Source organism: Rhizobium sp. P1_E1, from assembly GCF_056406015.1.
Window position 1 is genome coordinate 1 of sequence record NZ_JBFUAY010000002.1, and the last position, 20,738, is coordinate 20,738.

General features: G+C 60.5%; 20 protein-coding genes. 13 read left to right on the forward strand and 7 right to left on the reverse strand.

All coding sequences use genetic code 11. The annotated features are described in order from the left end of the window. Together AC1D1Z_RS01420 and AC1D1Z_RS01425 are read right to left on the reverse strand one after the other, a co-directional pair. The coding region (locus AC1D1Z_RS01420) for an ATP-binding cassette domain-containing protein (protein ID WP_477849256.1) at positions 1 to 1,243 on the reverse strand (1,243 nt) is incomplete at its 3' end. Positions 1,244 to 1,438: 195 nt separating this feature from the next. Next, on the reverse strand, positions 1,439 to 3,004 hold the full coding sequence (locus AC1D1Z_RS01425; protein WP_047619594.1) for a helicase HerA-like C-terminal domain-containing protein: 1,566 nt from the start codon (positions 3,002 to 3,004) through the stop codon (positions 1,439 to 1,441). 222 nt (positions 3,005 to 3,226) lie between these two features. Between AC1D1Z_RS01425 and AC1D1Z_RS01430 the strand changes: the two genes are divergently transcribed. The 3 genes from AC1D1Z_RS01430 (at position 3,227) to AC1D1Z_RS01440 (ending at position 4,690) form a co-directional block, all read left to right on the forward strand. Further along, positions 3,227 to 3,619, forward strand: a complete 393-nt coding sequence (locus AC1D1Z_RS01430; RefSeq protein WP_018449432.1) for a hypothetical protein — start codon at positions 3,227 to 3,229, stop codon at positions 3,617 to 3,619. A 102-nt stretch (positions 3,620 to 3,721) separates the two neighbouring features. Beyond that, positions 3,722 to 4,177 carry an NUDIX hydrolase gene (locus AC1D1Z_RS01435; RefSeq protein ID WP_047619596.1) on the forward strand — a complete coding sequence of 152 codons (456 nt, stop codon included), beginning with the start codon at positions 3,722 to 3,724 and terminating at the stop codon, positions 4,175 to 4,177. A gap of 189 nt (positions 4,178 to 4,366) precedes the next feature. Then, entirely contained in the window at positions 4,367 to 4,690 is a 324-nt protein-coding gene (locus AC1D1Z_RS01440) for a hypothetical protein (RefSeq protein ID WP_018241198.1), read from the forward strand. Between the two features lie 15 nt (positions 4,691 to 4,705). Here AC1D1Z_RS01440 and zwf read toward each other — a convergent pair whose 3' ends face one another. The 3 genes from zwf to AC1D1Z_RS01455 all read right to left on the reverse strand — a co-directional run bounded on the left by zwf (position 4,706) and on the right by AC1D1Z_RS01455 (position 8,464). Beyond that, the gene (zwf, locus tag AC1D1Z_RS01445) at positions 4,706 to 6,223 is read right to left on the reverse strand and encodes a glucose-6-phosphate dehydrogenase (RefSeq protein WP_018449431.1); all 1,518 of its coding nucleotides are present in this window, start codon (positions 6,221 to 6,223) and stop codon (positions 4,706 to 4,708) included. Positions 6,224 to 6,335: 112 nt separating this feature from the next. Beyond that, on the reverse strand, positions 6,336 to 7,106 hold the full coding sequence (gene tam, locus AC1D1Z_RS01450) for a trans-aconitate 2-methyltransferase (protein WP_439007375.1): 771 nt from the start codon (positions 7,104 to 7,106) through the stop codon (positions 6,336 to 6,338). A gap of 83 nt (positions 7,107 to 7,189) precedes the next feature. After that, positions 7,190 to 8,464: a hemolysin family protein gene (locus AC1D1Z_RS01455; protein WP_477849261.1), complete on the reverse strand. Its 1,275-nt coding sequence runs from the start codon at positions 8,462 to 8,464 to the stop codon at positions 7,190 to 7,192. An 867-nt stretch (positions 8,465 to 9,331) separates the two neighbouring features. On the opposite strand from AC1D1Z_RS01455, the gene AC1D1Z_RS01460 reads away from it, so the two are divergent. The 5 genes from AC1D1Z_RS01460 (at position 9,332) to AC1D1Z_RS01480 (ending at position 14,073) form a co-directional block, all read left to right on the forward strand. After that, on the forward strand, positions 9,332 to 11,710 hold the full coding sequence (locus AC1D1Z_RS01460) for a methyl-accepting chemotaxis protein (RefSeq protein ID WP_477849263.1): 2,379 nt from the start codon (positions 9,332 to 9,334) through the stop codon (positions 11,708 to 11,710). A gap of 157 nt (positions 11,711 to 11,867) precedes the next feature. Continuing rightward, entirely contained in the window at positions 11,868 to 12,431 is a 564-nt protein-coding gene (locus tag AC1D1Z_RS01465; RefSeq protein ID WP_439007377.1) for a P-loop NTPase family protein, read from the forward strand. Next, positions 12,406 to 12,882 (forward strand): GNAT family N-acetyltransferase, encoded by a 477-nt coding sequence (locus AC1D1Z_RS01470; RefSeq protein WP_018449427.1) that lies wholly within the window; start codon positions 12,406 to 12,408, stop codon positions 12,880 to 12,882. The genes AC1D1Z_RS01465 and AC1D1Z_RS01470 overlap by 26 nt, the downstream gene beginning before the upstream one ends. Before the next feature lie 67 nt (positions 12,883 to 12,949). Next, a complete protein-coding gene (locus AC1D1Z_RS01475) occupies positions 12,950 to 13,444 on the forward strand; it encodes a P-loop nucleotide/nucleoside kinase family protein (RefSeq protein ID WP_439007378.1) in 495 nt (164 codons plus the stop codon). Between the two features lie 53 nt (positions 13,445 to 13,497). Then, entirely contained in the window at positions 13,498 to 14,073 is a 576-nt protein-coding gene (locus AC1D1Z_RS01480; RefSeq protein ID WP_439007379.1) for a histidine phosphatase family protein, read from the forward strand. 250 nt (positions 14,074 to 14,323) lie between these two features. Here AC1D1Z_RS01480 and AC1D1Z_RS01485 read toward each other — a convergent pair whose 3' ends face one another. Together AC1D1Z_RS01485 and AC1D1Z_RS01490 are read right to left on the reverse strand one after the other, a co-directional pair. Next, on the reverse strand, positions 14,324 to 14,773 hold the full coding sequence (locus AC1D1Z_RS01485) for a hypothetical protein (protein ID WP_028733820.1): 450 nt from the start codon (positions 14,771 to 14,773) through the stop codon (positions 14,324 to 14,326). A 126-nt stretch (positions 14,774 to 14,899) separates the two neighbouring features. Then, positions 14,900 to 15,586 (reverse strand): TetR/AcrR family transcriptional regulator, encoded by a 687-nt coding sequence (locus AC1D1Z_RS01490; protein ID WP_439007380.1) that lies wholly within the window; start codon positions 15,584 to 15,586, stop codon positions 14,900 to 14,902. A 183-nt stretch (positions 15,587 to 15,769) separates the two neighbouring features. Here AC1D1Z_RS01490 and AC1D1Z_RS01495 point away from each other — a divergent pair, with 183 nt between their 5' ends. From AC1D1Z_RS01495 to AC1D1Z_RS01515, 5 genes are all read left to right on the forward strand, one after another. Next, a complete protein-coding gene (locus AC1D1Z_RS01495) occupies positions 15,770 to 16,948 on the forward strand; it encodes a patatin-like phospholipase family protein (protein ID WP_112906313.1) in 1,179 nt (392 codons plus the stop codon). A 28-nt stretch (positions 16,949 to 16,976) separates the two neighbouring features. Next, positions 16,977 to 17,735, forward strand: a complete 759-nt coding sequence (locus AC1D1Z_RS01500; protein WP_439007381.1) for an acetoacetate decarboxylase — start codon at positions 16,977 to 16,979, stop codon at positions 17,733 to 17,735. Positions 17,736 to 17,761: 26 nt separating this feature from the next. Next, positions 17,762 to 18,544, forward strand: coding sequence for a 3-hydroxybutyrate dehydrogenase (locus AC1D1Z_RS01505; RefSeq protein ID WP_128402272.1), 783 nt, complete (start codon positions 17,762 to 17,764; stop codon positions 18,542 to 18,544). 136 nt (positions 18,545 to 18,680) lie between these two features. Then, the gene (locus AC1D1Z_RS01510) at positions 18,681 to 19,574 is read left to right on the forward strand and encodes a DUF2092 domain-containing protein (RefSeq protein WP_439007382.1); all 894 of its coding nucleotides are present in this window, start codon (positions 18,681 to 18,683) and stop codon (positions 19,572 to 19,574) included. Positions 19,575 to 19,957: 383 nt separating this feature from the next. Then, positions 19,958 to 20,692, forward strand: coding sequence for a hypothetical protein (locus tag AC1D1Z_RS01515; protein WP_439007383.1), 735 nt, complete (start codon positions 19,958 to 19,960; stop codon positions 20,690 to 20,692). Positions 20,693 to 20,738: the final 46 nt, after the last annotated feature.

The window sequence follows — 20,738 nt, forward strand, 5'->3', positions numbered from 1 at the left end:
AGGCCGACGTATCGAGAAGGCTGACCGTCTGATCGAGCATCGAGAAGGCAGTCATGACGCCGATCGTGCCCGCCCAGGGTTTTAGGTCGCCGGTGATGAGCGCCAGCAAGGTCGTTTTGCCCGAGCCGTTGCGGCCGGTGACGGCGATACGCTCCGGTCCGGTCACATCGAAGGAGAGATCGCGGATGACGGGATCACCCGGCTGGTAGCCCGATGTCACGCCATCCATCCTCAGCACGATCTTGCTGGCGGGCAGCCCGGTCGGCGGCAAGGTGACCGACAAGGGCTGCAGGATCTCGATCTTCTCGCGCGCTGCCCTTGCCTCTTCCAGTGCCTGGGCGCGCCGGCGTTCGGCGAGGCGGGCATTGTCGCCGCCCGTCGTTTCGCTCCCCTCCTTCATGCCGCCGAGCATGATGCGCGGTATGCCGCCCTTGGCGGCCATCTTCCGCCCGGTGCTGTCCCTCTGCGCCTGGCGCTCCACTGTCGCCTGCGCTTTCTTTGCCACCTCGGCCATGCGTTTTTCGGCTTCAGTGAGATCATGCTGTGCCGCCACGAGCTCGAGGGCCTTACGCTCGCGATAATGGCTCCAGTTGCCGCCGAAGCGCGTGGCGCCAAGCGAGGTCAGTTCGACGATCGCGTCGACGCTTTCGAGCAGTTCCCGGTCATGGCTGACGATGATGGCGCCGGCCCGCCAGCCTGACATCAGCGCGATCACCGCCTCGCGGCCTTCGCGATCGAGATTGTTCGTGGGCTCGTCGAGCAGCAGGAAATCCGGTTCGGTAAAGATCAGCGCCGCCAGCCCGGCACGTGTGCGCTGCCCGCCGGAGAGTGCCGCAAGCGGGGTTTCCGGTGACGCGTCGAGCCCGGTCCGAGTGAGGGCTGCGGCAATGCGCGCCTCCAGCATCCAGTCCGCGGATGCCAGCTCGTCGGCCGTTGCCGCGCCGGCTTCGGCGCGGCGAAGAACAGCGAGCGCATCGGTCACGCCGAAGAGATCGGCAACCGTTTCGYCAGATGCTACCTGAACGCTCTGCCGCAGCACGCCAAGGCTGCCGTTGACGGATACGGTGCCCGAATGCGGCTGGATTTCACCGGAGACGAGCTTCAGCAGCGTCGTCTTGCCGACACCGTTGCGCCCGACAAGACCGGTACGCTCGGCCCCGAAACTCAGGTCGAGATTGGAAAAAAGCGGCCGCCCGTCAGGCGCGGACCACGAAATTTGGGAGAGGGTGATGGATGCAGGCATGGATCTGGATTTCCCGGTTGGCAAGGCGAACTGGCGTTGCGATCGGGTTAAAATCCATTGCGGCACACATCCTGTTGAAATGGTCGATGGCAGGGAATTTAGGGAATAAAGGCTGAAGGTTCAAGGCAAAGCAGCCAATGGGGCGGCAGGCAGCGATCCTGCCACCCCTTTTCTGCCTGCCGACAGTCCGCAATCCTATCGCTTCAAGCTGCCCAAGATCCCGCGCACCAGCGCCCGGCCGACTTGCGTCGCCACCGTGCGCGCCACGCTTTTCATTGCCGCTTCCACCACTGTTTCGCGCTGGTAGCCGGAAGTCCTGCCGCGCGATTGGCCGCGGCCCTGGTTGTCGTCGTCATTGCCGCCGCCGAAGCCCGGCAGGTTCCAGCCGGAGGTCGTGCCGCCCTGTTGCTGAGGCGCTTCTTCCTGGGCTCGCTTGGCGGCTTCGGCATCGGCCGCCTTCTTCGCCCGTGCGGCCAGCAGCTCGAAGGCGGATTCGCGGTCGATATCCTCGTCATAGATGCCGAGAACCGGGCTCCTGTCCATGATCTGCCGGCGCTCGTCATCCGTCACCGGGCCGACGCGGCCGGATGGCGGGCGGATCAGCGTGCGCTCGACGATCGAAGGCGCGCCTTTGGCCTCCAGCGTCGAGACCAATGCCTCGCCGGTGCCGAGATTGGTGATGACCGTGGCGCAATCGAAGGCCGGATTCGCACGGAATGTATCGGCCGCCGTCCTCACCGCCTTCTGTTCACGCGGCGAATAGGCGCGAAGCGCATGCTGTGCCCGGTTGCCGAGCTGGGCGAGCACCGTTTCCGGCACGTCGAGCGGGTTCTGCGTCACGAAATAAACACCGACGCCCTTGGAGCGGATCAACCGCACCACCTGCTCGACGCGTTCGGTCAGCACCTTCGGCGCGTCGTTGAAGAGCAGGTGCGCCTCGTCGAAGAAGAAGACGAGCTTCGGCTTGTCGGGGTCGCCCACCTCGGGCAATTCCTCGAAGAGCTCGGAGAGCAGCCAGAGCAGGAAAGTGGCGTAAAGCCGCGGGTTCATCATCAGCTTGTCGGCGGCCAGCACCGAGATCTGGCCGTAGCCATTATTGCTGGTGCGCATGATGTCGGAAATCTTCAGCGCCGGTTCGCCGAAGAAGTGCTCGGCGCCTTGCTGTTCGAGAACGAGCAGCGCCCGCTGGATCGAGCCGACCGAGGCCTTGGAGATCAGCCCGTACTGGTTGGAAAGTTGGCTGGCGTTCTCGCCCATATAGTTCAAGAGCGAGCTGAAATCCTTGAGGTCGAGCAGCGGCAGCCCGCCCTGGTCGGCGATCTTGAAGGCGATGTTGATGACGCCTTCCTGCGGTTCGGAGGCATCCATCAGGCGGGCGAGCAGCAGCGGTCCCATCTCGGCGATGGTGGTGCGCACCCGGTGGCCCTTCTCGCCGAACAGATCCCAGAATATCACCGGAAACTGGTCGAATTCGTAATCGGCAAAGCCGATCTGCTCGGCGCGCTTCGTCAGGAAATCCCTGGGCTCGCCCTTGGCGGCGATGCCCGAAAGATCGCCCTTGATATCGGCCGCAAACACCGGAACGCCGGCCCGGGAGAAACCTTCGGCCAGCACCTGCAGCGTTACCGTCTTGCCGGTGCCGGTAGCGCCGGTGACGAGGCCGTGGCGATTGCCGAATTTCAGGTCGAGATATTCCGGCTTGTTGATGCTGTCATCGGGATTGCGGCTCGCGCCGATGAAAATCTTGCCTTCCTCGATCATTCGGAATGCTCCCTTGGGGCTCTGCCGCCATTTATGAGAAGGCTTGCTTCAGCTACCTTCATCGAACCATCGTTTCCCTGTTATAAGCAGGCAGGCGCATGCGGACAACTGTTTGCATTGAAAGCAAAACCGGACAAAGCGCCGCCCGGGGAGGGCCGGCTTGAGTTGCTGTGGAATTTCGAATAACGTTGACGTTAACGTCAAAAAAACAGGAGGCTGACGATGAATGAAATTGTGACCCAGATCGCCGATCGTGTGGGTATTGCGCCTGATTTGGCCGAAAAGGCGCTCGGCATGATGCTCGGCTTCCTGCAGCGCGAGGCCGCCGATGGCCCGGTCGCCAAGATGATCGAAGCGATCCCCGGTGGCGCCGATCTCGTCGCCCAGTTCAACGGCGCAGGTGCCGGCGGCGGCGGTCTGCTCGGCGGGCTGATGAGCTCGCTCGGCGGCGGCGGCATCATGGGGCTCGGCCAGCAGTTGATGGGCGAAGGCCTCGGCATGGGCGAGATCACCTCGCTTGCCAAGGAAACCATCGCGATCGCCAGGCAATATGCTGGCGAGGAAGTCGTCGACGAGGTCGTCGCTTCCGTCCCGGGCCTCAGCCAGTTCGTCTGAGACGAGAGATCAGGAGCCCCGCATTTTGCGGGGCTCATTGTTCTCGCTTCGGAAGCACCGGAGTGAAGAGCATCCGCGGTCCCTTGGATGGAAGGAGAGCCCATGGCCATCTGGCGCCCATCGCAGCAGATCAGGGTGAAGGTGATCGGCCTCGCCTGGCGCAATGACCGGCTGCTCGCCGCCGAAGTGGAGGATGACAGTGATCGCATCAAGGGCGTTCGCCCGCTCGGCGGCGCCATTGAATTCGGCGAAAGCCGCGAAGAGGCCCTGCAGCGCGAATTCAGGGAGGAACTCGAGACCGATATTCGCATCGTCGGTCCCTGGCATCTGCTTGAAAACATCTACGAGCATCACGGCGCGACCGGTCACGAATACATCTTTGCCGCTGATATCGAACTGGCCGATGCGTCGCTCTATGAGCGCGATGAAATCCGCTATTCCGAACTCGACGAGACGGCGGCGACGGCGCGCTGGTTCGGCCGCGACAGGCTGCGCGACGCCGGCATCGATCTCTATCCGACAGGTCTCGACAAACTCCTGTCGCGCTGGCGCGATTGAGCCTGATATCCCCCGCTTTGAGGTGGCTTCGGCCGATCGCCGAACTTTGATCGTTTGCGGCCCGCTTCCGGGGGAACAATGAGCTGGCATCGCCTGTTGCTAGAGCAATTCCAGCAAAAGTGTGCAGCGGTTTCGCGTCCGGAATTGCGTGAAACAAAAACGATCGCTGAAACCAGAAGGAATAGCATCATGCGCAGGTTTATTGCAGCAACTTCGATCGCTCTCCTCAGCCTCTCCGCCCCGGTTCTTGCCCAGTCGAACATGGGCATGGATGCCAGCGGACGGATCGACGGCACGCCGCCGCTCGGCACCGCGCCGGGAGTTGAAACGCAAAGCGGGCTGATAATCCCGCTCGACTCGATCGAAACCGGCAGCATCGACAACGAGCCTCTAAGCGGTCCGGTCGACTGGGCGCGCTGCCCGCCGCGCAAGGCACGCGGAGCGCTTGCCACCGAAGGCGGCAAGAGCGGCGCCTCGGTCAGCGCCGCATGCCGTGATAACGGAAACCAGTAACACCAGGGGAGGGCGCTATTTGCCGTCCTTCTTGTCGTGATGCAGGATGACGCCGAGTTCATGCCACTGCCGCCTGTCGCGCTGGATCAGTTCGTCGGCTGAGGCCGGTCCCATGCTGCCCGGCGCGTAAGCGTCAGGCACGCTCTGATCCCCAGCCCAGATATCGAGGAAGGGCTGCACCGCCGCCCAGCCGGCCTCGATGCCGTCGGCGCGCTGGAACAGCGTCTGGTCGCCGATGAAGAGATCGTAGAGCAGCGATTCATAGCCGGTCGTCTTGGCTATATCGAATTTGTCGGCATAGCGGAAATCGAGCGAGACCGGCACGGTATCGACGGAAAGCCCCGGCGACTTGATCGAGATTTCCATGCTCATGCCCTCGTCCGGCTGTACCTGGATCACCAGCCGGTTCGGCGGCAGGCGGCTCTTGACATCGGTCTCGCGAAACTGTGCGAAGGGCACCGGCTGGAAGGTGATGACGATCTCGGTGTCGCGCGCCGTCAGCGCCTTGCCAGTTCTGAGATAGAAGGGCACGCCGGCCCAGCGCCAGGTATCGGCATAGAGCTTCAGCGCCACGAAAGTCTCAGTCCTGCTGTCGGGCGAAACGTCCCTGGTGTCGCGATAGGCGGGAAGCTGAGCCCCATTGAGCGGGCCTGCGCCATAGGCGCCGCGCACGCCGTGCGTCTTGGCCTCATCAGGCGTATAGATGCGCAGCGCCTTCAGCACCTTGCTTTTCTCGTTGCGGATTGCCTCGGCATCGAAGCTGTTCGGCGGCTCCATGGCGATCATCGCCAGCAGCTGGAAAAGATGGTTCGGCACCATGTCGCGCAGCGCACCTGTCGCATCGTAGAATTTGCCGCGGCTGCCGACATCGACGATCTCGGCGGCGGTGATCTGCACATGGTCGATGTAGCGGCTGTTCCACAAGGACTCGATCATCATGTTGGCGAAACGAGCCGTCATCAGGTTCTGCACCGTCTCCTTGCCGAGGAAATGGTCGAGCCGGTAGACTTGGCTTTCCCCGACCTGGGCGAGAATCTGCGCATTGAGCGCCTGCGCCGAGGCGAGATCGGTGCCGAACGGTTTTTCGATCGCGACACGGCGGAAGACGCCATTGCTTTCATCGGTCAGCCCATGCGCGGCGAGCTTCTCGACGATCGTCCCGAAGAAGGATGGCGGCACCGCGAGATAGAAGGCGGCATTGGCATTCGGCCCCAGCCGCTTGCCGATCTCGATGAAAATATCGTCCTTGGTGAAATCGCCTGACGTATAGGAAATACGCCGGCGCAGGCTTTCCCAGGCTTCGTCCTTTACCGTCGGCTCTTCGCCGCTCAGATGGTTGAGGAACTGGTCGAGCCGCCCGCGCAGGAATTCATCGTCACCCGGCTCGATGCCGATGCCGAGAATGTGGAGATCGTCGCCGACGAGGCGGCTGCGCGTTAGATTGATGATCGCCGGCACCAGTAGGCGGCGCGTCAGGTCTCCCGTGGCGCCGAAGATGACGAGGGTGACCGGCGGGGTTGGGGCAGCGTCCATGTGTCATCTCCTTGCAATTTGCGGCCGACTATAATGCGTACCGGTTTCGCCGCAACATAGGCGGCGAGGGGTAACAGGCATTTGACAACATCTGACGTGCGCCCGAGGTCGGTTACGCTTTGACCGCCACCATGAAAATCCTCGGAAACCTCAGCAGCACCCGCCCATCCGACATCTTGGGATAGGCCTTTTCCACCCGCTGGAGGTAATCCGCCAGGAATGCCTCGCGATGCTCTTCGCCGGCATGGGCGAGATAGGGCATCAGCCCGGTTCCCTTCACCCATTCGACGATATCAGCCGCATCCGCCATCGGGTGATTGTAGATGGTGTGCCAGATATCGACGCGCGAGGATTTGGCGATCAGCCGGCTGTAGTAAGTGGACGGCGGCGGCAGCCCCTTGCGGCGCACGGTCTTCGCTTCGAAGGCGGATTTCCACGGTCCGGCATGCGCCGTCTCCTCCATCGCCAGGTGCGAGGGTTCGCCGAGATTGTCGGGCATCTGCACCGCAAGCACGCCGCCTTCGGAAAGCCCGTCCATCAGCCGGTCGAAAATATCGAGATGATCGGGCAGCCATTGGAAGACGGCATTGGCAAACAAAAGGTCTGCGGGTTCGTCCGCCTGCCAGCGAGTGAGATCGGCTTCGACGAAGGCAGTGTCCGGAAGTCGCTTGCGCGCTGCCTCCAGCATGTTCATGTCGCTGTCGACGCCGGAGACGCCGGCCGCCCCGTAGCGCTCGATGATCAGTTCTGTCGAATTGCCCGGTCCGCAGCCGAGATCGATGGCGTGGCGAAGGCTTTGCAGCGGCACCTGTGCCAACAGGTCACGCGCCGGTCGCGTGCGCTCATCCTCGAATTTCACATATTGGTTGGCGGACCATGCCATGGCGTTCACTCCTGCTGTCAGGCCACATCTTCCATGTGGCGGATGCGGATCTTTGATGTTGCTGCCGTCGAGCGTGCCGACCTTCAATCCGCAGACACAAGTATTTTGTCGACGCGCCTCCCGTCGAGATCGACGACTTCGAAGCGCCATCCATCTCGCGTGAAGCTCTCACCCAATTCCGGCAGATGTTTCAACTCTTCCAACACCAGGCCAGCCACAGTCTGATATTCCAAATCGTCATCGAGCTTGAGATTTAAGAACTCAGCGAATTCGTCAATCGGCGTCCAGCCGGACACGARGTAAGAACCGTCGTCTCGGCGAGCGATGGCTTGCTCATCGATAGGTCCCTCCTGGAGAGCTCCCATGATCGCTTCCAAAATGTCACCTGACGAAACAACTCCCTCGAAATGACCGTACTCGTCAAAAACCAGCACCATGTGGACGGGCGATTTCCTGATTGCTTCAATCACATTGATGGCGGTTGAAAGGTCTGAAACCACCGGGACGTCTTGCGTCAGAGCCTTGATGTCGACACTGCCGTGTTCGGACATCGAGTCGTAGAAGTCCTTGACCGGAAGGATGCCGATCACCTCGTCCGAACTGCCTTTCCGAACGGGCAACCGAGACCGTTTCGTCCGGTGCAACTGGGTTCGAATTTCATCAAGGCTGTCGTCAATATCAATAATTTCGACGTCCCGTCGGGGCGTCATAAGCGCTCGGGCGGTGCGGTCCGCCAGTCGCATAACGCCTGATATCATCGCGGACTCTTCGCTTTCGATCACGCCAGCCGACTGCGCCTCGGCCAGAACAGTTTTGATCTCTGCGTCAGAGACATTGTCGCCACCTTTTCCTGATTGGCCCAAAAGCTTAAGCACAAGATTTCCGGAGGCGTTTAGAAGCCACACGAGTGGCAGCGCGATTTTTGAAAGTACCGCCATAGCCGGGGCGACCTTGGCCGCAACCGCTTCGGGTTCTCGCAATGCGATCTGCTTTGGAACAAGTTCGCCGATGATCAACGAAAGATAGGTGATTGCCACAACGACTGAACCTACACCAATGGCATCGGCGGCCGTCGATGACAGCCCCTGGGCTTCCAGCCATCCGCTCAGGCGGCCGCCGAGCGTGGCACCTGAGAAAGCGCCGGAGAGAACGCCGACCAGCGTGATGCCGATCTGAACCGTAGAGAGAAAGCGACCGGGGTTTTCGGCAAGTTTGATTGCCTGAGCTGCACCTTTGCTCCCATTGTCAGAGAGAACCTTTAGGCGGGCTGTTCGAGAAGACACAACAGCCAACTCCGACATGGCGAGCACACCATTTACGATGGTGAGAAACGCCACAATTCCAATTTCCAGAAACACAGGGACCCTATTCGTTGAGGTTTTAATGCCGCATGGATCAGGCGACGCGGCAAGGCGTTCGAAGTGACGCTATATCAGCATCGCCCATCGTCTTTCCATCATCGTGTTAACATCAGTACAGGTTCCATCAGTCCTCAGATTTCCTTGAGGTGGCAAGCCCGACCCAGCCGGAACGGTTGGAAATCCAGTCGGCCTGCAACGGCCCCGTCATTCGCGATGGTCTGGAACGCTCTCTGCTGGAACCTGATATGCCTGAGGCGAGGCGGATGTCATCGCACCGCCTACAGTGGTCGCCAGCTTCTTCGGCCGGGAGATCCCGGTTGGAGCGGGCGGAGCTTGTACTGGATGGGTCGCTGTCAGGCATGGCGCAATTTTGGCGGTGAAACGCTTTCGGCGCAAGAGGCGTCGGGCGAAAATCCTTATAGCGTCTTGATGTGACAGTTTTGAAAAGGACAGTAGCACCTCGTTCTGATTGAGGATTTCGGCGGATTTTCCGCGCTTCTGCAACGAGCGCTTTACAATGATCGAGCTATTGGCAGATGGAATTTTTAGGGTGTAGCAGCGGCACTGCGGCGCGTCCCATGAGCTGGAATAGCGATCCGGCAAAGAGGTGGTGCCAAGGACAAAATTATGCATAAATTCAAAGCGCTACAGCATTGTTTGCACGTCTGAAAAGACGCGCGGCGCTAGAGCCCATGACAAATCAAGGTGAGCCCGTGAACAGCTGCCCAACTCATAAGTAAAGCTGGCGCAATACACCGTAAATTAACAGCCTCTTCGTATTTTCTTCAAATTGCGAACGATTTCCGCGACGTGCAGCCACGTCCCGGCTCGATCGACGACATGCCCGCTCGAGGAGGTACGCGCATGCAGTTCAAATCGGCTACCGGACGCAACATTTTTTCCGTGGCGGCCTGCGGTGTCGTCGCGACAATCGCGGCATCGGGCGTTCTTTTTTACATCGCCTATAACGATATGCGCAAATCGAGCCTCGATCAGATGCTCCAGATCGCTGCCACCAACGCGCTCAACGTCGAGAAATCCATGAGCGTGGCGCTCGGCATCGTCAATGCGTTGGAGACGTCGCTGTCGACGATGAAGGAAAGCGGAAACGCCAGTCGTGCGACCGCCGACGACCTGCTGAAGAACATGCTGCAGGATAATCCGATGGCGCTCGGTGTTTGGACCGGCTGGGAACCGAATGCCTTCGACGGCAAGGACAAGGATTTCGTCGGCAAGGAAGGCCACGACACCACCGGCCGCTACGTGCCCTATTGGGTGCGCAGTGGCGACAAGATCCAGCACACGCCGTTGGTCGATTATGGCGTGTCGGGCGCCGGCGACTACTACCAGCTTCCCTTTACCCAGAAAAAGACCGTCGTCATCGAACCCTATGTCTACGCGGTCGACGGCAAGGATGTGCTGATGACCTCGGTCGCCAAGCCGATCATGGTCGATGGCAAGGCGCTTGGCGTTGCCGGCATGGACATTTCGCTCGACGACGCCAACAAGGCGATCTCCGCAGTCCACCCGATGGAGACCGGCTATCTCAGCCTGGTGACGGGTGCCGGCAGCATCATCAGCCATCCCTCCGCTGCGCTCGCAGGCAAAAATATCAAGGACGGCGGTGATCTCACCGCCGGCTGGGATCAGTTGATCGCCAAGCCCGGCGTCGAGCAGGAGATCGCGCCGGACGGTCAGAGCTATTTCTCGGTCGCCTATCCGGTAAAGCTCACGAATGACCTCAACTGGTACGCCATTGTTTCGGTGCCCAAATCCACCGTCTTTGCCCAACTCAATAACATGGCCTGGAGCGCCGTTGCGATCACCGCTATCGCTGCACTCCTGCTCGGTTTCGCCGGCTGGCTCATTGCCCGCAAATTCGTCCGCCGCATAGAGGGCGTGATTGCCGAGACCGATCGTATCGCCCATGGCCAGCTGGACGTGCAATTGAACGACAAGAATGCCAAGGACGAAATCGGCGACCTCTCACGCTCCCTCGCCATCCTGCTGGAAAGCAATCGCCACAAGATCAGGCTCGAAGCCGATGCGGAAAGCTCCCGGTCCCGCGAAGAGATCGAACGACAGGAACGTTCCGTCCTCCATGCCGCCCGTGAGGATTCGATCAAGTTCGCGGTGAGCGAACTCGGCAACGGACTGGCCAGCCTCTCCAACGGAGATATGACCATCCGGCTGGAAAAGCCATTTACCGACTCCCTTGACGAAATCCGCGTCGATTTCAATGCGTCTGTCGAAAAGCTCCAGGCAGCCCTGATTTCCTTCTCCGAAAACGCTGCCGTCATTCAGGCCGGTTCCGAAGAAATCCGCTCGGGCGCCGACGATCTCGCCCGCCGCACCGAACAGCAGGCCGCTTCCGTCGAGGAGACCGCCGCTGCGCTGGAGCAGATCACCACCTCGGTCAAGGACTCCACCCTTCGCGCCGAGGAGGCGGGAACGCTCGTCAGCCGCACCAAGGATGGTGCGGAAAAGTCCGGAGAGATCGTGCGCAATGCCGTTGACGCCATGACCGGCATCGAGCAATCCTCGCAGTCGATCTCCAACATTATCGGCGTGATCGACGATATTGCCTTCCAGACGAATCTGCTGGCCCTCAATGCAGGTGTTGAAGCAGCGCGTGCGGGGGAGGCCGGCAAGGGCTTCGCCGTCGTCGCACAGGAAGTGCGTGAACTCGCGCAGCGCTCGGCCACCGCCGCCAAGGAGATCAAGGCGCTGATCACCTCGTCCGGCGACCAGGTCAAGCGTGGCGTCGATCTCGTCGGCCAGACCGGCAAGGCGCTGCAGGCGATCGTTGCCGAAGTCCAGCAGATCAACAGCAATGTCCAGGCGGTCGTCCAAGCCGCCCGTGAACAGTCGACGGGTCTCCTGGAGATCAACACGGCGGTCAACCAGATGGACCAGTCGACCCAGAAAAACGCCGCGATGGTCGAGGAATCGAACGCCGCTTCGCACACGCTGGTGACGGAGGTGTCTGCCCTCTCGGAGCGTCTGGCGCAGTTCAATCTCGGCCAGGTGGCCAAGGCGGCCCCCGCCGCCCGGGCGGCTGCCAAGCCGGTGGCACGCCCGGTCGGGGCGATGCTTTCGATGYGCAGACCGGTTCCCGCCTCGGCCACCGACCATGCCAGGCCCGCTCCGTCACCGGCCCGTGCACTCGGCGGCAAGCTCGCAGCCGCCTTCGGCACGTCGGCTGCACCAGCTTCGACCGAGGGCAACTGGGAAGAGTTCTAGACACTCCACACGCGTCCTCGAAGGCGGCAAGCATTGTTTTTCCTCAAGCGGACACAACTGCGAGGATGGCGCGCGCTCAATTTTGATTTGAAAGCATTCAATATCTCGCGCTAAGGTCACACAAACCAGCATCAGCGCAAAGTCCTCGGAGTTGCCGATGACGTTTCCCAATCCCTCGGCCACATTTGACCGCATGCTCATCATGGGCAATGGCGGCGCGGGTAAATCATGGCTCGCCCGTCGTGTTGGTGAGCAGCTTCACCATCCGGTTGTCCACCTTGATGACATGCATTGGGAGCCGGGGCGCTACGGCATCGATCGCGACAGAGCGTTGCGGGACGAGATGGTCAAGGCGGCGGCCGAAGGTAATGCTTGGGTCATGGAGGGCGTTTACGGGCAGTTGGCGAACATCGTCCTCAACCGCACGACGATCCTGGTCTGGATTGATTTGCCGGAGGAAGAATGCATCGCCAACATCAAGCTTCGAGGCATCCAAGGCGGCGAGACCGAAACGCAATTCGATGGCCTTTTGAAGTGGGTGGCCGAATACAGGAGTAGAACGAACAACTGGAATTCATGGGAGACGCACGCACGATTGTTCTCGGTCTTTACCCGTCCGAAGTTCCTGTTATCGAGCCGTGAGGCAGTCACCGATTTTGCCGACAGATTGTCCACCAGCATCGACGAGGCCGCCGATGAAAGAGCCCAGATTTCCGAATGACGAGGGCGAAGACGCCTGGATGGTCGTCCAGGTGTTTGCGGATGAACACTGGAATGCCTACCACGACATCCGCCGCGCCGTCCTCTTCGAGGCCCGCGGGTTGATTGGCTATGATGCGAACCATCCCGATGATCGAAGAGATGGACATTTCCCTTTGCTGCTTCTGCTTGAAAACACTCCGGTCGGTGCGGCTCGTCTTGACCTGATGAGCGAGCAGACAGCATGTGTGCGGACGGTCGCAATCAGGGCGGAACGCCAGGGAAAGGGGTACGGCCGGATGCTCATGGCAGGCCTCGAAAAATTCGCATCACAACACCGGGTCAAGAGATTGCTTGTGAATGCGGCGCGAGACGCCGTGGGGTTTTACGAAGCGCTCGGATGGGCTGTCATTGAGGCCGGTGGTGAAAACCCGGTGCTGACAAAGGAATTGCGAACCAGGCCTCAATGGTGAAGTATTGCGCTGACCGCGAGCTGCTCTGACGTTCTCGTGGAGCCTCTCCAAAAACGACGAGGTCACGATGCTCATTATCTTCGGTGGTCTGCCTGGCAGTGGAAAGACGACGATTGCCCGCGCTTTGGCTGAGCGGTTGAATGCGGTCCATGTGCGCGTTGATACCATCGAGCAAGCAATCCGTGCCTCCGGAATTGCCGATGATGCCGGGCCTGCAGGCTATATTGTGGCTTACGGTATTGCCGGAGACAATCTGACCCTTGGCAGGACTGTTATTGCCGACTCCGTCAACCCGCTTCGGATAACCAGGTCAGCGTGGCTTTCGGTCGCGCAAGCCGCTGGGGTGACGGCGGCGGAGGTCGAGGTCGTTTGCTCGGACAAAGCCGAGCATCGCAACCGTGTTGAAACGCGCCTCACCGACGTCGAAGGCCTGGTGAAGCCGACATGGCAAGCGACTTGCGAAAGAGCCTATGACGAATGGCCCGATGCAGTCGTCATCGATACCGCTTCGAAAACGGTGGAAGCGGCTGTTGATGAACTGATCGACCGACTTGGCGACTGAGAAGGAAATTACACCAACCTGCCACCAATCAACGACGAACCGGTATCGAAACCATGGAATCTCGGATCGTTCTCGTTCGTCACAGTCTCCCTTCCATTGAAGGAGATACACCGTCTATCGACTGGAACCTAAGTGCACCGGGTAAGGCAGCCGCGATCGAGTTGGCAAAATACCTCTCCGGATTCCGCGTAAAGGAAATACGCAGCAGTCCTGAAAAGAAAGCGCATCAAACCGCTGCCTTGATTGCTGATCGTCTGGCTCTTCCCGTTTGTCTTGATTCTGACTTGCGGGAACACGACCGATCCAAGGTAGGATATATTGCGCGAACTGATTTTGAAGCAGGCATCACCAGACTGTTGGAGCATCCTCACCAGCTCACATTTGGCGACGAAAGCGCAGATGCGGTTTTCAATAGAATGGACCAAGCCGTGGCCCGAGCGAGAAAAGCCCGACCGAGTGGCGACTTAATGATCGTAACACATGGCACCGCCATGTCGATCTACGCCGCTCGGGTTCTCAGGGTCGATCCGCTGGCGTTCTGGCGAAGTCTTTCCATGCCGACTGCCGTAGTGCTGGACGGGAACGAAATGAAGATTATCGATGTACCGGACACTCCGGCGGACCGATGACCGATTAGGCAACCTCCCAAACATAGCTTCCGTCCGCGTTGCTTGCGCTCCACTAAGCGGCGAGGATGGTGATCCCGTAACCATTAGTCGCGCGCGTTCGAGATGATTGACACTAGACGAAAACTGCGCTCGTAGTGGCGCCTGATCGCCGGCGACGTCGAGGTGTGGCCGCGGCCGCGCGTCTTCCTTCACTTGGCTGGCTTGCGCGAACGTGGCTGACTGTAGCTTTGCTGGTGATTTCCGTAAAATCCTACCGTCTGGTAGCCAGGCGTCCTGTCGCCAATTCGGCCCGGCAAGCCTCACCAAAATCGAGGAGAAAGTTCATCGCGCCGGAACGGGCAAGATCGCGGATTTCAGAGAGCGAGCGATTGGGCGTCAAATAGGTTTCGACGATCCTTGCCATCGCCAGTTCGGCTGCGTCCACGACCGAACGGGATGAAATCAGACGCATCTGAGCGACCAGTGCATAAAGCAGCACGAGATCGGAAACGTCGTCCTTCTGGTGGCTTAGTGCGTCACCGTAAAGCCGCGTGGCTTCGGCGATGAAATCCGAAAACAGCTTTTCGCGCTTGGCAATCTCGACCTCGCGTTGTTTTTCCTTCACCTGTGATCGATGCGTCATCCACGTGCTGGCAAATGAGGTCAGGCTGCCAATCGCGATGCCGGCGAGACCCATCAGAGCAGAGATGTATGCGTCCATGAGATTCTCCTCTCGGAACGAGCCGCGCGCGACACGTAAATAACAGGGCGGATCGCCGACCAGCCCCAATGCCCAGGCGTGCTGGTCAAAAATTCAAAGGTTTACCAGCGCGAGGCTTGGGAGGTTCTACTCTGCAAGCGGAGGCCCCACCCACACGCCGACTGGTATTTCCGGGATACAATTCGCCAATCCGTCGAGCATGCCTTGCAACACGCCCGCGCTCAGCTCCTCAATCTTGCCGCTGGGGCCGACGAGGCTGTCTACCAGCAGCAAGGTAAGTCCATGCATTTGCGACCAGAATATTAGAATGGCACCATCGATCGTACGCGTGTTTGCCGCGGTGTTGGGAATGAGGCGCCCAAGAGCGCCGTCGCATATCGCCTCTACCACAACGGCTTTCATGCTGTAGGCCGCAGTTCTCTCGATCGCAGGGCGCCCATTGTCCTGGCCACCAAGGTAGCCGCCGAACATTAATCTGTAGAGCGCTGGATTGTTGACGCCGCCGCAAACGTAAGCGCGCGCTATAGCTGCCAGCCGCTCGCGCGGACTGTCGAGTTCCTTCGTCGCATCGGCCATCCGCTTCGCAAGGAGCTCAAATCCGACTGCCGAGACGGCGGCCAGCAATTCGCGCTTGTCGGCGAAGTGTTTGTAGGGGGCGTTGTGACTGACGCCCGCTCGTCGGGCGAGCTCCCGAAGCGAAAATTCCGTGCTCTGGGATTCGCTGAGGACATCCAGTGCAGCCTCTACGATCGCCCTGTGCAGGTCGCCATGATGATACGGGCGCTGCTCTGTGGTGGAAATATCTTTGGTCATATTCGTCCATTAGGTTTTTAAGTTGCTCGTGTCAACATTTTTGATTGTGCGATGTTGACATTGTCTACTCTCATCTTTAAGTGGGCGTTGTCAACATGTGGCGTGCCCGTTCCGCCTACTATTTCGGCGCAATACGAGCACGCGATCGGCGCCTACGGACGCTACAACAAAAAAGGTACATTGATGGCCGCTCAACATCCCGTCATAAACAAGAGGCACCGCATAGCGGAGCGTCCGCCATTCGAGCGTATCGCGCTGTTGTTGCAAGGCGGGGGGGCGCTCGGCTCATATCAGGCCGGCGTCTATCAAGCACTGGCCGAAGCCGGTCTGCATCCTGACTGGGTCGCCGGCATCTCCATCGGTGCCATCAACAGCGCTCTGATCGCCGGCAATCCGCCTGAAAGACGAGTGGAGGCGCTCAGGAGCTTCTGGGAGACGGTAACCGCCCCGGCTCACGGGTTTCCCACTCTGTTTTCGGCAATGCTAGGGGCGATGGGGCTCCAGGGTGATTTCGCGCGTGGCCTGCTCAATCAGGCACATGCCTTCGCCACCCTTATGGACGGCGCCGCGGGCTTCTTCAGGCCCCGTCCGGTGCCACCTTTCTTTTCATCCGCCGGCAGCATCGAGGCGGAAAGCTTCTACGACGTCGCACCGCTGAAGGCGACGCTGGAACGGCTGGTGGACTTCGACCGCATCAATACAGGGGCCATGCGTTTCAGCGTCGGCGCCGTCAACGTACGCACCGGCAACTTCGAGTATTTCGATACCACGACCCACGATATCCGCCCCGAACATATCATGGCGAGCGGCTCCCTGCCGCCTGGCTTCCCGGCGACGAGGATCGACGGCGAGTGTTACTGGGACGGCGGCCTCATATCGAACACGCCGCTGCAATGGGTCCTCGATAACGCGCCGCGCCAGGACACCCTGGCCTTTCAAGTCGATCTCTGGAGCGCGAGTGGCGAGTTCCCGCGTGACCTTCTCGGAATCGAACTGCGGCAGAAGGATATCCGCTTCTCGAGCCGCACGCGCGCGGCGACCGACCATTTCAAGACGCAGCAGCGGCTGCGCCGCGCACTCGGCCATCTGGTCGAACTCGTCCCGCAGGACGCTCTGCTGCAAGCCGATCCGGAGATCAAGCTGCTCGTCGATCAGGCCGACGAGAAGGTCTACAACATCGTCCAACTCATATATCGCGCCAAGAAATACGAAGCGAGCTCCAAGGATTACGAGTTCTCCCGGCTGACGATGGAGGAGCACTGGGCCTCCGGCTACAACGACGCCCTTCAAACATTGCGCCACCCCGAGGTGCTGCAGCGGCCCGGCACGCCGGACGGCGTCGCCATTTTCGACTTCGATTGAGATTTCACCCAAAGAGAAGAGCACGACCATGAAGATCGCCGCAGTCCGCGAAAATGCCTTCGCGATGCCGCTCAACAATCCGGCCTATCCGAGGCCACCCTACAAGTTCTACAACCGCGAATTTGTCGTCATCAACTACCGGACCAATCCGGAGGCCCTGCGCGCCGTCGTGCCGGAGCCGCTGGAAGTGATCGGCGACACCGTCGCCTATGAATTCATCCGCATGCCGGATTCGACCGGCTTCGGGGACTATACGGAAACCGGGCAGGTCATTCCGGTGCGCTTCACGACGCCATCGGGCAAGGTGCAGGAAGGCAGCTACGTGCATGCCATGTACCTTGACGACAGCTCTCCGATCGCCGGCGGCCGTGAGATCTGGGGCTTTCCGAAGAAGCTGGCAACGCCGAAACTGTCGCACGAGCAGGAGACGCTCGTCGGAACGCTGCACTATGGCTCGGTTCTCTGCGTGAGGGCGACCATGGGCTACAAGCATCGCGAGTTCCCGCTGGAGCCGCTGGCCAAGGCAATGGCGAAGCCCGCCTTCATGTTGAAGATCATCCCGCACGTCGACGGTTCGCCCCGGATTTGCGAACTCGTGCGCTACTATCTCGAGGATGTGACCCTGAAGGGCGCATGGGCCGGCCCGGCAGCCCTGCAATTGTTTGAACACGCGATGTGCGATGTCGCGCGGCTGCCCGTGCGGGAGGTCACGTCGGCCAGCCATTATATCGCCGACCTGACGCTCGGCCTCGGCGAGGTCGTGTTCGACTACCTCCAAAACGACTGATCTCCCGCAACTGAAAGGAACTATCCATGTCTCGATTTGATGGAAGAGTGGCGATTGTCACCGGAGCCGCGAGCGGCATCGGCAAGGAGATCGCGCTTCGCTTCGCTGCCGAAGGCGGCATTCCCGTGATCGCCGACCTCAATCTTGACGCCGCGAACGCAACGGCCGCCGAGGTCAAAAGCAAGGGCGGCGATGCATTCGCGGTGGCGATGAACGTCGCCGACGAAGAGCAGGTGGAAAAGGCCGTTGTCGAGGTGATCGCCAGGTTCGGCAAGATCGACGTGCTGGTCAGCAATGCTGGCATCCAGATCGTCAAGCCGCTGGTCGACTTTCCCTTTGCCGACTGGAGAAAGCTGCTTTCGATCCATCTCGACGGCGCCTTTCTGACCACTCGCGCGTGCCTCAAGCACATGTATGCCGCCAATTATGGCCGGGTGATCTACATGGGTTCCGTGCACTCCAAGGAAGCCTCGAAGCTGAAGGGGCCCTATGTCACGGCCAAGCACGGACTGATCGGACTGGCCAAGGTACTGGCAAAGGAGGGAGCCGAGCACAACGTCACGGCCAACGTCGTCTGTCCCGGCTTCGTGCGCACGCCGCTCGTCGACAAACAGATCCCGGAGCAGGCACGGGAGCTCGGCATCAGCGAGGAGCAGGTGGTCAAGACGGTGATGCTCAAGGATACGGTCGACGGCGAGTTTACCAGCACCGATGATGTGGCCGACGCTGTTCTCTATTTCGCGGCGGCCAAGTCCAATGCCGTGACGGGTCAGTCGCTGGTCGTGAGCCACGGCTGGTTCATGCAGTAGGATCGATTGCGGACAGACGGACGACACCCTTTGCGGCGCCGTGCGACAGAAACGCTCCAACACCCCGGACCAACTCTACCTCGCGACGAGCCGCAGTAGGCTCGCGCTATCTGGATTAGTATCAAAGGAAATGAACATGGAAGTCTGTAATGGTTTGCGGCGGGCCCTCGCGAAGGCCCGGCGACCTTCGGTGGCAACGAACCGCTCTGTCGACGGCGTAAGCGTGCGTGGAGTGACTGCGATACTGCGGAATGTCGGGCAGACTGCCGCGTTCGGCATTCTTGTGGGATTCGCCACACTGCCGACAGCCCGCGCGGATGAACCGACACCTCCGTTCAAGCCAGCGATCAGCGACGAGGCCGCGACCGCCGTTTCGCAGATGGGAAAGACGCTGCACGCCAGGGACCTGTCGGTCACGGCAAGAACGATCAGCGTCTATCTGGACGAATTCGGACAACCGCTTCACATCTTCCATACGATCAAAATCGCCGCCCGCCGGCCCGATCGGATCGCCGTCGAGTTTATCGGCGATGACGGCAGACACGATCTCTTCTACGACGGCAAGGCGGCCTCGGTCTTCTTTCCCGACAGAAAGAAATACATGACGATCCCCGCGTCGGGCGACATATCGTCCGCGCTCGACGAGATCGCAGACAAGCTGGACCTCGATTTTCCGCTCGGCGTCCTTTTTGCGGGCTCTCCAGACGAAGTGCTGCTGGGCGATGCCATGGCGGCCGAGCAGGTGGGCATGGCTACCATCGACGGGGTCGAGTGCCGGCATCTGCTTTTCTCACAGAAGTCCGGCATCGATGTGGAATTGTGGCTCGAGAAGAATGACGCGGCGACGCCGCATCGCTTGGTCGTCACCTACCCGTTGCTGCAGGGCCAACCAAGCTTTGTTGCCGAATTCACCAGTTGGACGACCGAGCCCCCTCTGTCCGACTCCGAATTCACCTTTGAACCTCCTGCTGATGTGAAAAAGATCGACCCGACACCAGCCGTCGCGTCGGGAACCGAGGGGAGGAAGTGATGAACCATCTCAAGCGCACCTGCCTTGCTTTTCTCGCTTTAACGGCCATCACATCGGACGTTGCCTTCGGTCAGTTTGCGCCGCCCCCTGGCGGCCCGCCGTCCCTGCCGTCTGGAGGGCCACCGCATTTCCCGTCGGGCGGGCCAAGCGGGGGCCCACGTCCGCAGATAGGCCGCACTCCGCGTCCACCAATGGCGAACCACCGTCGGCCGCCGGTGAGCGCTCAGAACCGCCCTCCGGCGAACCCACGTACTCTTATGCCAGGTGTCGGCGGCGCAAAGGGGCGATTGGCGGAAGGGCCTGGCCGCGGGGGGAGTAACGCGTCTGGAAATATCCGCAACACGCTGAACTCGGGCGGTAACATCAACGGGAACCGCACCTTCATGAACTCCGGCGGCAACATCGCCGCAAAGGACTCGGGCAATGTCACCGTCAACAATTCCGGCGATGTCAAAGTCTCCGGCAACGGCAACGGATACTTTGGCCGTGGATACTATGGTCGTGGAGACCACGGCGTCGGCGACTACGGTGACGGAGAGTATGGCGGTGGGGATTATGGTCGTGGATACTATCGCCGCGGAGCATATGTTCTGGGCGGGTATGCGGCAGGCGTCGTCACCGGTGCGGCAGCCGCCTCCAGCACCGGCGGAACGACATATTCTTCCGACGGATACCAGTCTGGATCCGCTGCAGGTTCCTCTGGCACAGCGTCCTCGGGTTCGTCCCACCGCACCTCTTCGGGTTCTGCCGACGCGTCGTCGTCGGGTTCGTCCCAGGCGGGCTCTTCAGGTTCGTCTCACGCCAGGTCTTCAGGCTCATCTGGCGGGGAATATGCGAGCTCTTCCGATCAGAGCCGCTCCGACCGGCCCGTTGGCAGCGGAGAGGGCGGGTCGAACCAGAGCGGCGGCAATGGCAGGTCCCAGTCTGTCAATCCGCTGATTGCCGGCCTGTTTGAGAGCCTGCCACCGGAGGGCACGGCATGGTCATCGGAGGATGCGGTCGGTTGGCTTCAGGCTGCGGCCGCCAATCTACGGATCGTCTATAAGATCCAGGGAAACATCACGGTCACGGGCGAAGTCCCGCCGTCGGATGACAATCGCGTTCCTAGCGGCAATTAGATTCAGCTCAGCGTGGGAAGAGGCAAAGGCCGGATACGTCGCACGA

Excerpts from the sequence above, each read along its gene's own strand:
- AC1D1Z_RS01505 (WP_128402272.1), top strand. The coding sequence starts at position 17,762 with ATGTCTCGATTTGATGGAAGAGTGGCGATTGTCACCGGAGCCGCGAGC.
- zwf (WP_018449431.1), bottom strand. The coding sequence starts at position 6,223 with ATGGACGCTGCCCCAACCCCGCCGGTCACCCTCGTCATCTTCGGCGCC.
- AC1D1Z_RS01465 (WP_439007377.1), top strand. The coding sequence starts at position 11,868 with ATGACGTTTCCCAATCCCTCGGCCACATTTGACCGCATGCTCATCATG.
- AC1D1Z_RS01475 (WP_439007378.1), top strand. The coding sequence starts at position 12,950 with ATGCTCATTATCTTCGGTGGTCTGCCTGGCAGTGGAAAGACGACGATT.
- tam (WP_439007375.1), bottom strand. The coding sequence starts at position 7,106 with ATGGCATGGTCCGCCAACCAATATGTGAAATTCGAGGATGAGCGCACG.
- AC1D1Z_RS01510 (WP_439007382.1), top strand. The coding sequence starts at position 18,681 with ATGGAAGTCTGTAATGGTTTGCGGCGGGCCCTCGCGAAGGCCCGGCGA.
- AC1D1Z_RS01490 (WP_439007380.1), bottom strand. The coding sequence starts at position 15,586 with ATGACCAAAGATATTTCCACCACAGAGCAGCGCCCGTATCATCATGGC.
- AC1D1Z_RS01485 (WP_028733820.1), bottom strand. The coding sequence starts at position 14,773 with ATGGACGCATACATCTCTGCTCTGATGGGTCTCGCCGGCATCGCGATT.
- AC1D1Z_RS01470 (WP_018449427.1), top strand. The coding sequence starts at position 12,406 with ATGAAAGAGCCCAGATTTCCGAATGACGAGGGCGAAGACGCCTGGATG.
- AC1D1Z_RS01480 (WP_439007379.1), top strand. The coding sequence starts at position 13,498 with ATGGAATCTCGGATCGTTCTCGTTCGTCACAGTCTCCCTTCCATTGAA.
- AC1D1Z_RS01430 (WP_018449432.1), top strand. The coding sequence starts at position 3,227 with ATGAATGAAATTGTGACCCAGATCGCCGATCGTGTGGGTATTGCGCCT.
- AC1D1Z_RS01425 (WP_047619594.1), bottom strand. The coding sequence starts at position 3,004 with ATGATCGAGGAAGGCAAGATTTTCATCGGCGCGAGCCGCAATCCCGAT.
- AC1D1Z_RS01495 (WP_112906313.1), top strand. The coding sequence starts at position 15,770 with ATGGCCGCTCAACATCCCGTCATAAACAAGAGGCACCGCATAGCGGAG.
- AC1D1Z_RS01435 (WP_047619596.1), top strand. The coding sequence starts at position 3,722 with ATGGCCATCTGGCGCCCATCGCAGCAGATCAGGGTGAAGGTGATCGGC.
- AC1D1Z_RS01440 (WP_018241198.1), top strand. The coding sequence starts at position 4,367 with ATGCGCAGGTTTATTGCAGCAACTTCGATCGCTCTCCTCAGCCTCTCC.
- AC1D1Z_RS01500 (WP_439007381.1), top strand. The coding sequence starts at position 16,977 with ATGAAGATCGCCGCAGTCCGCGAAAATGCCTTCGCGATGCCGCTCAAC.
- AC1D1Z_RS01515 (WP_439007383.1), top strand. The coding sequence starts at position 19,958 with ATGAACTCCGGCGGCAACATCGCCGCAAAGGACTCGGGCAATGTCACC.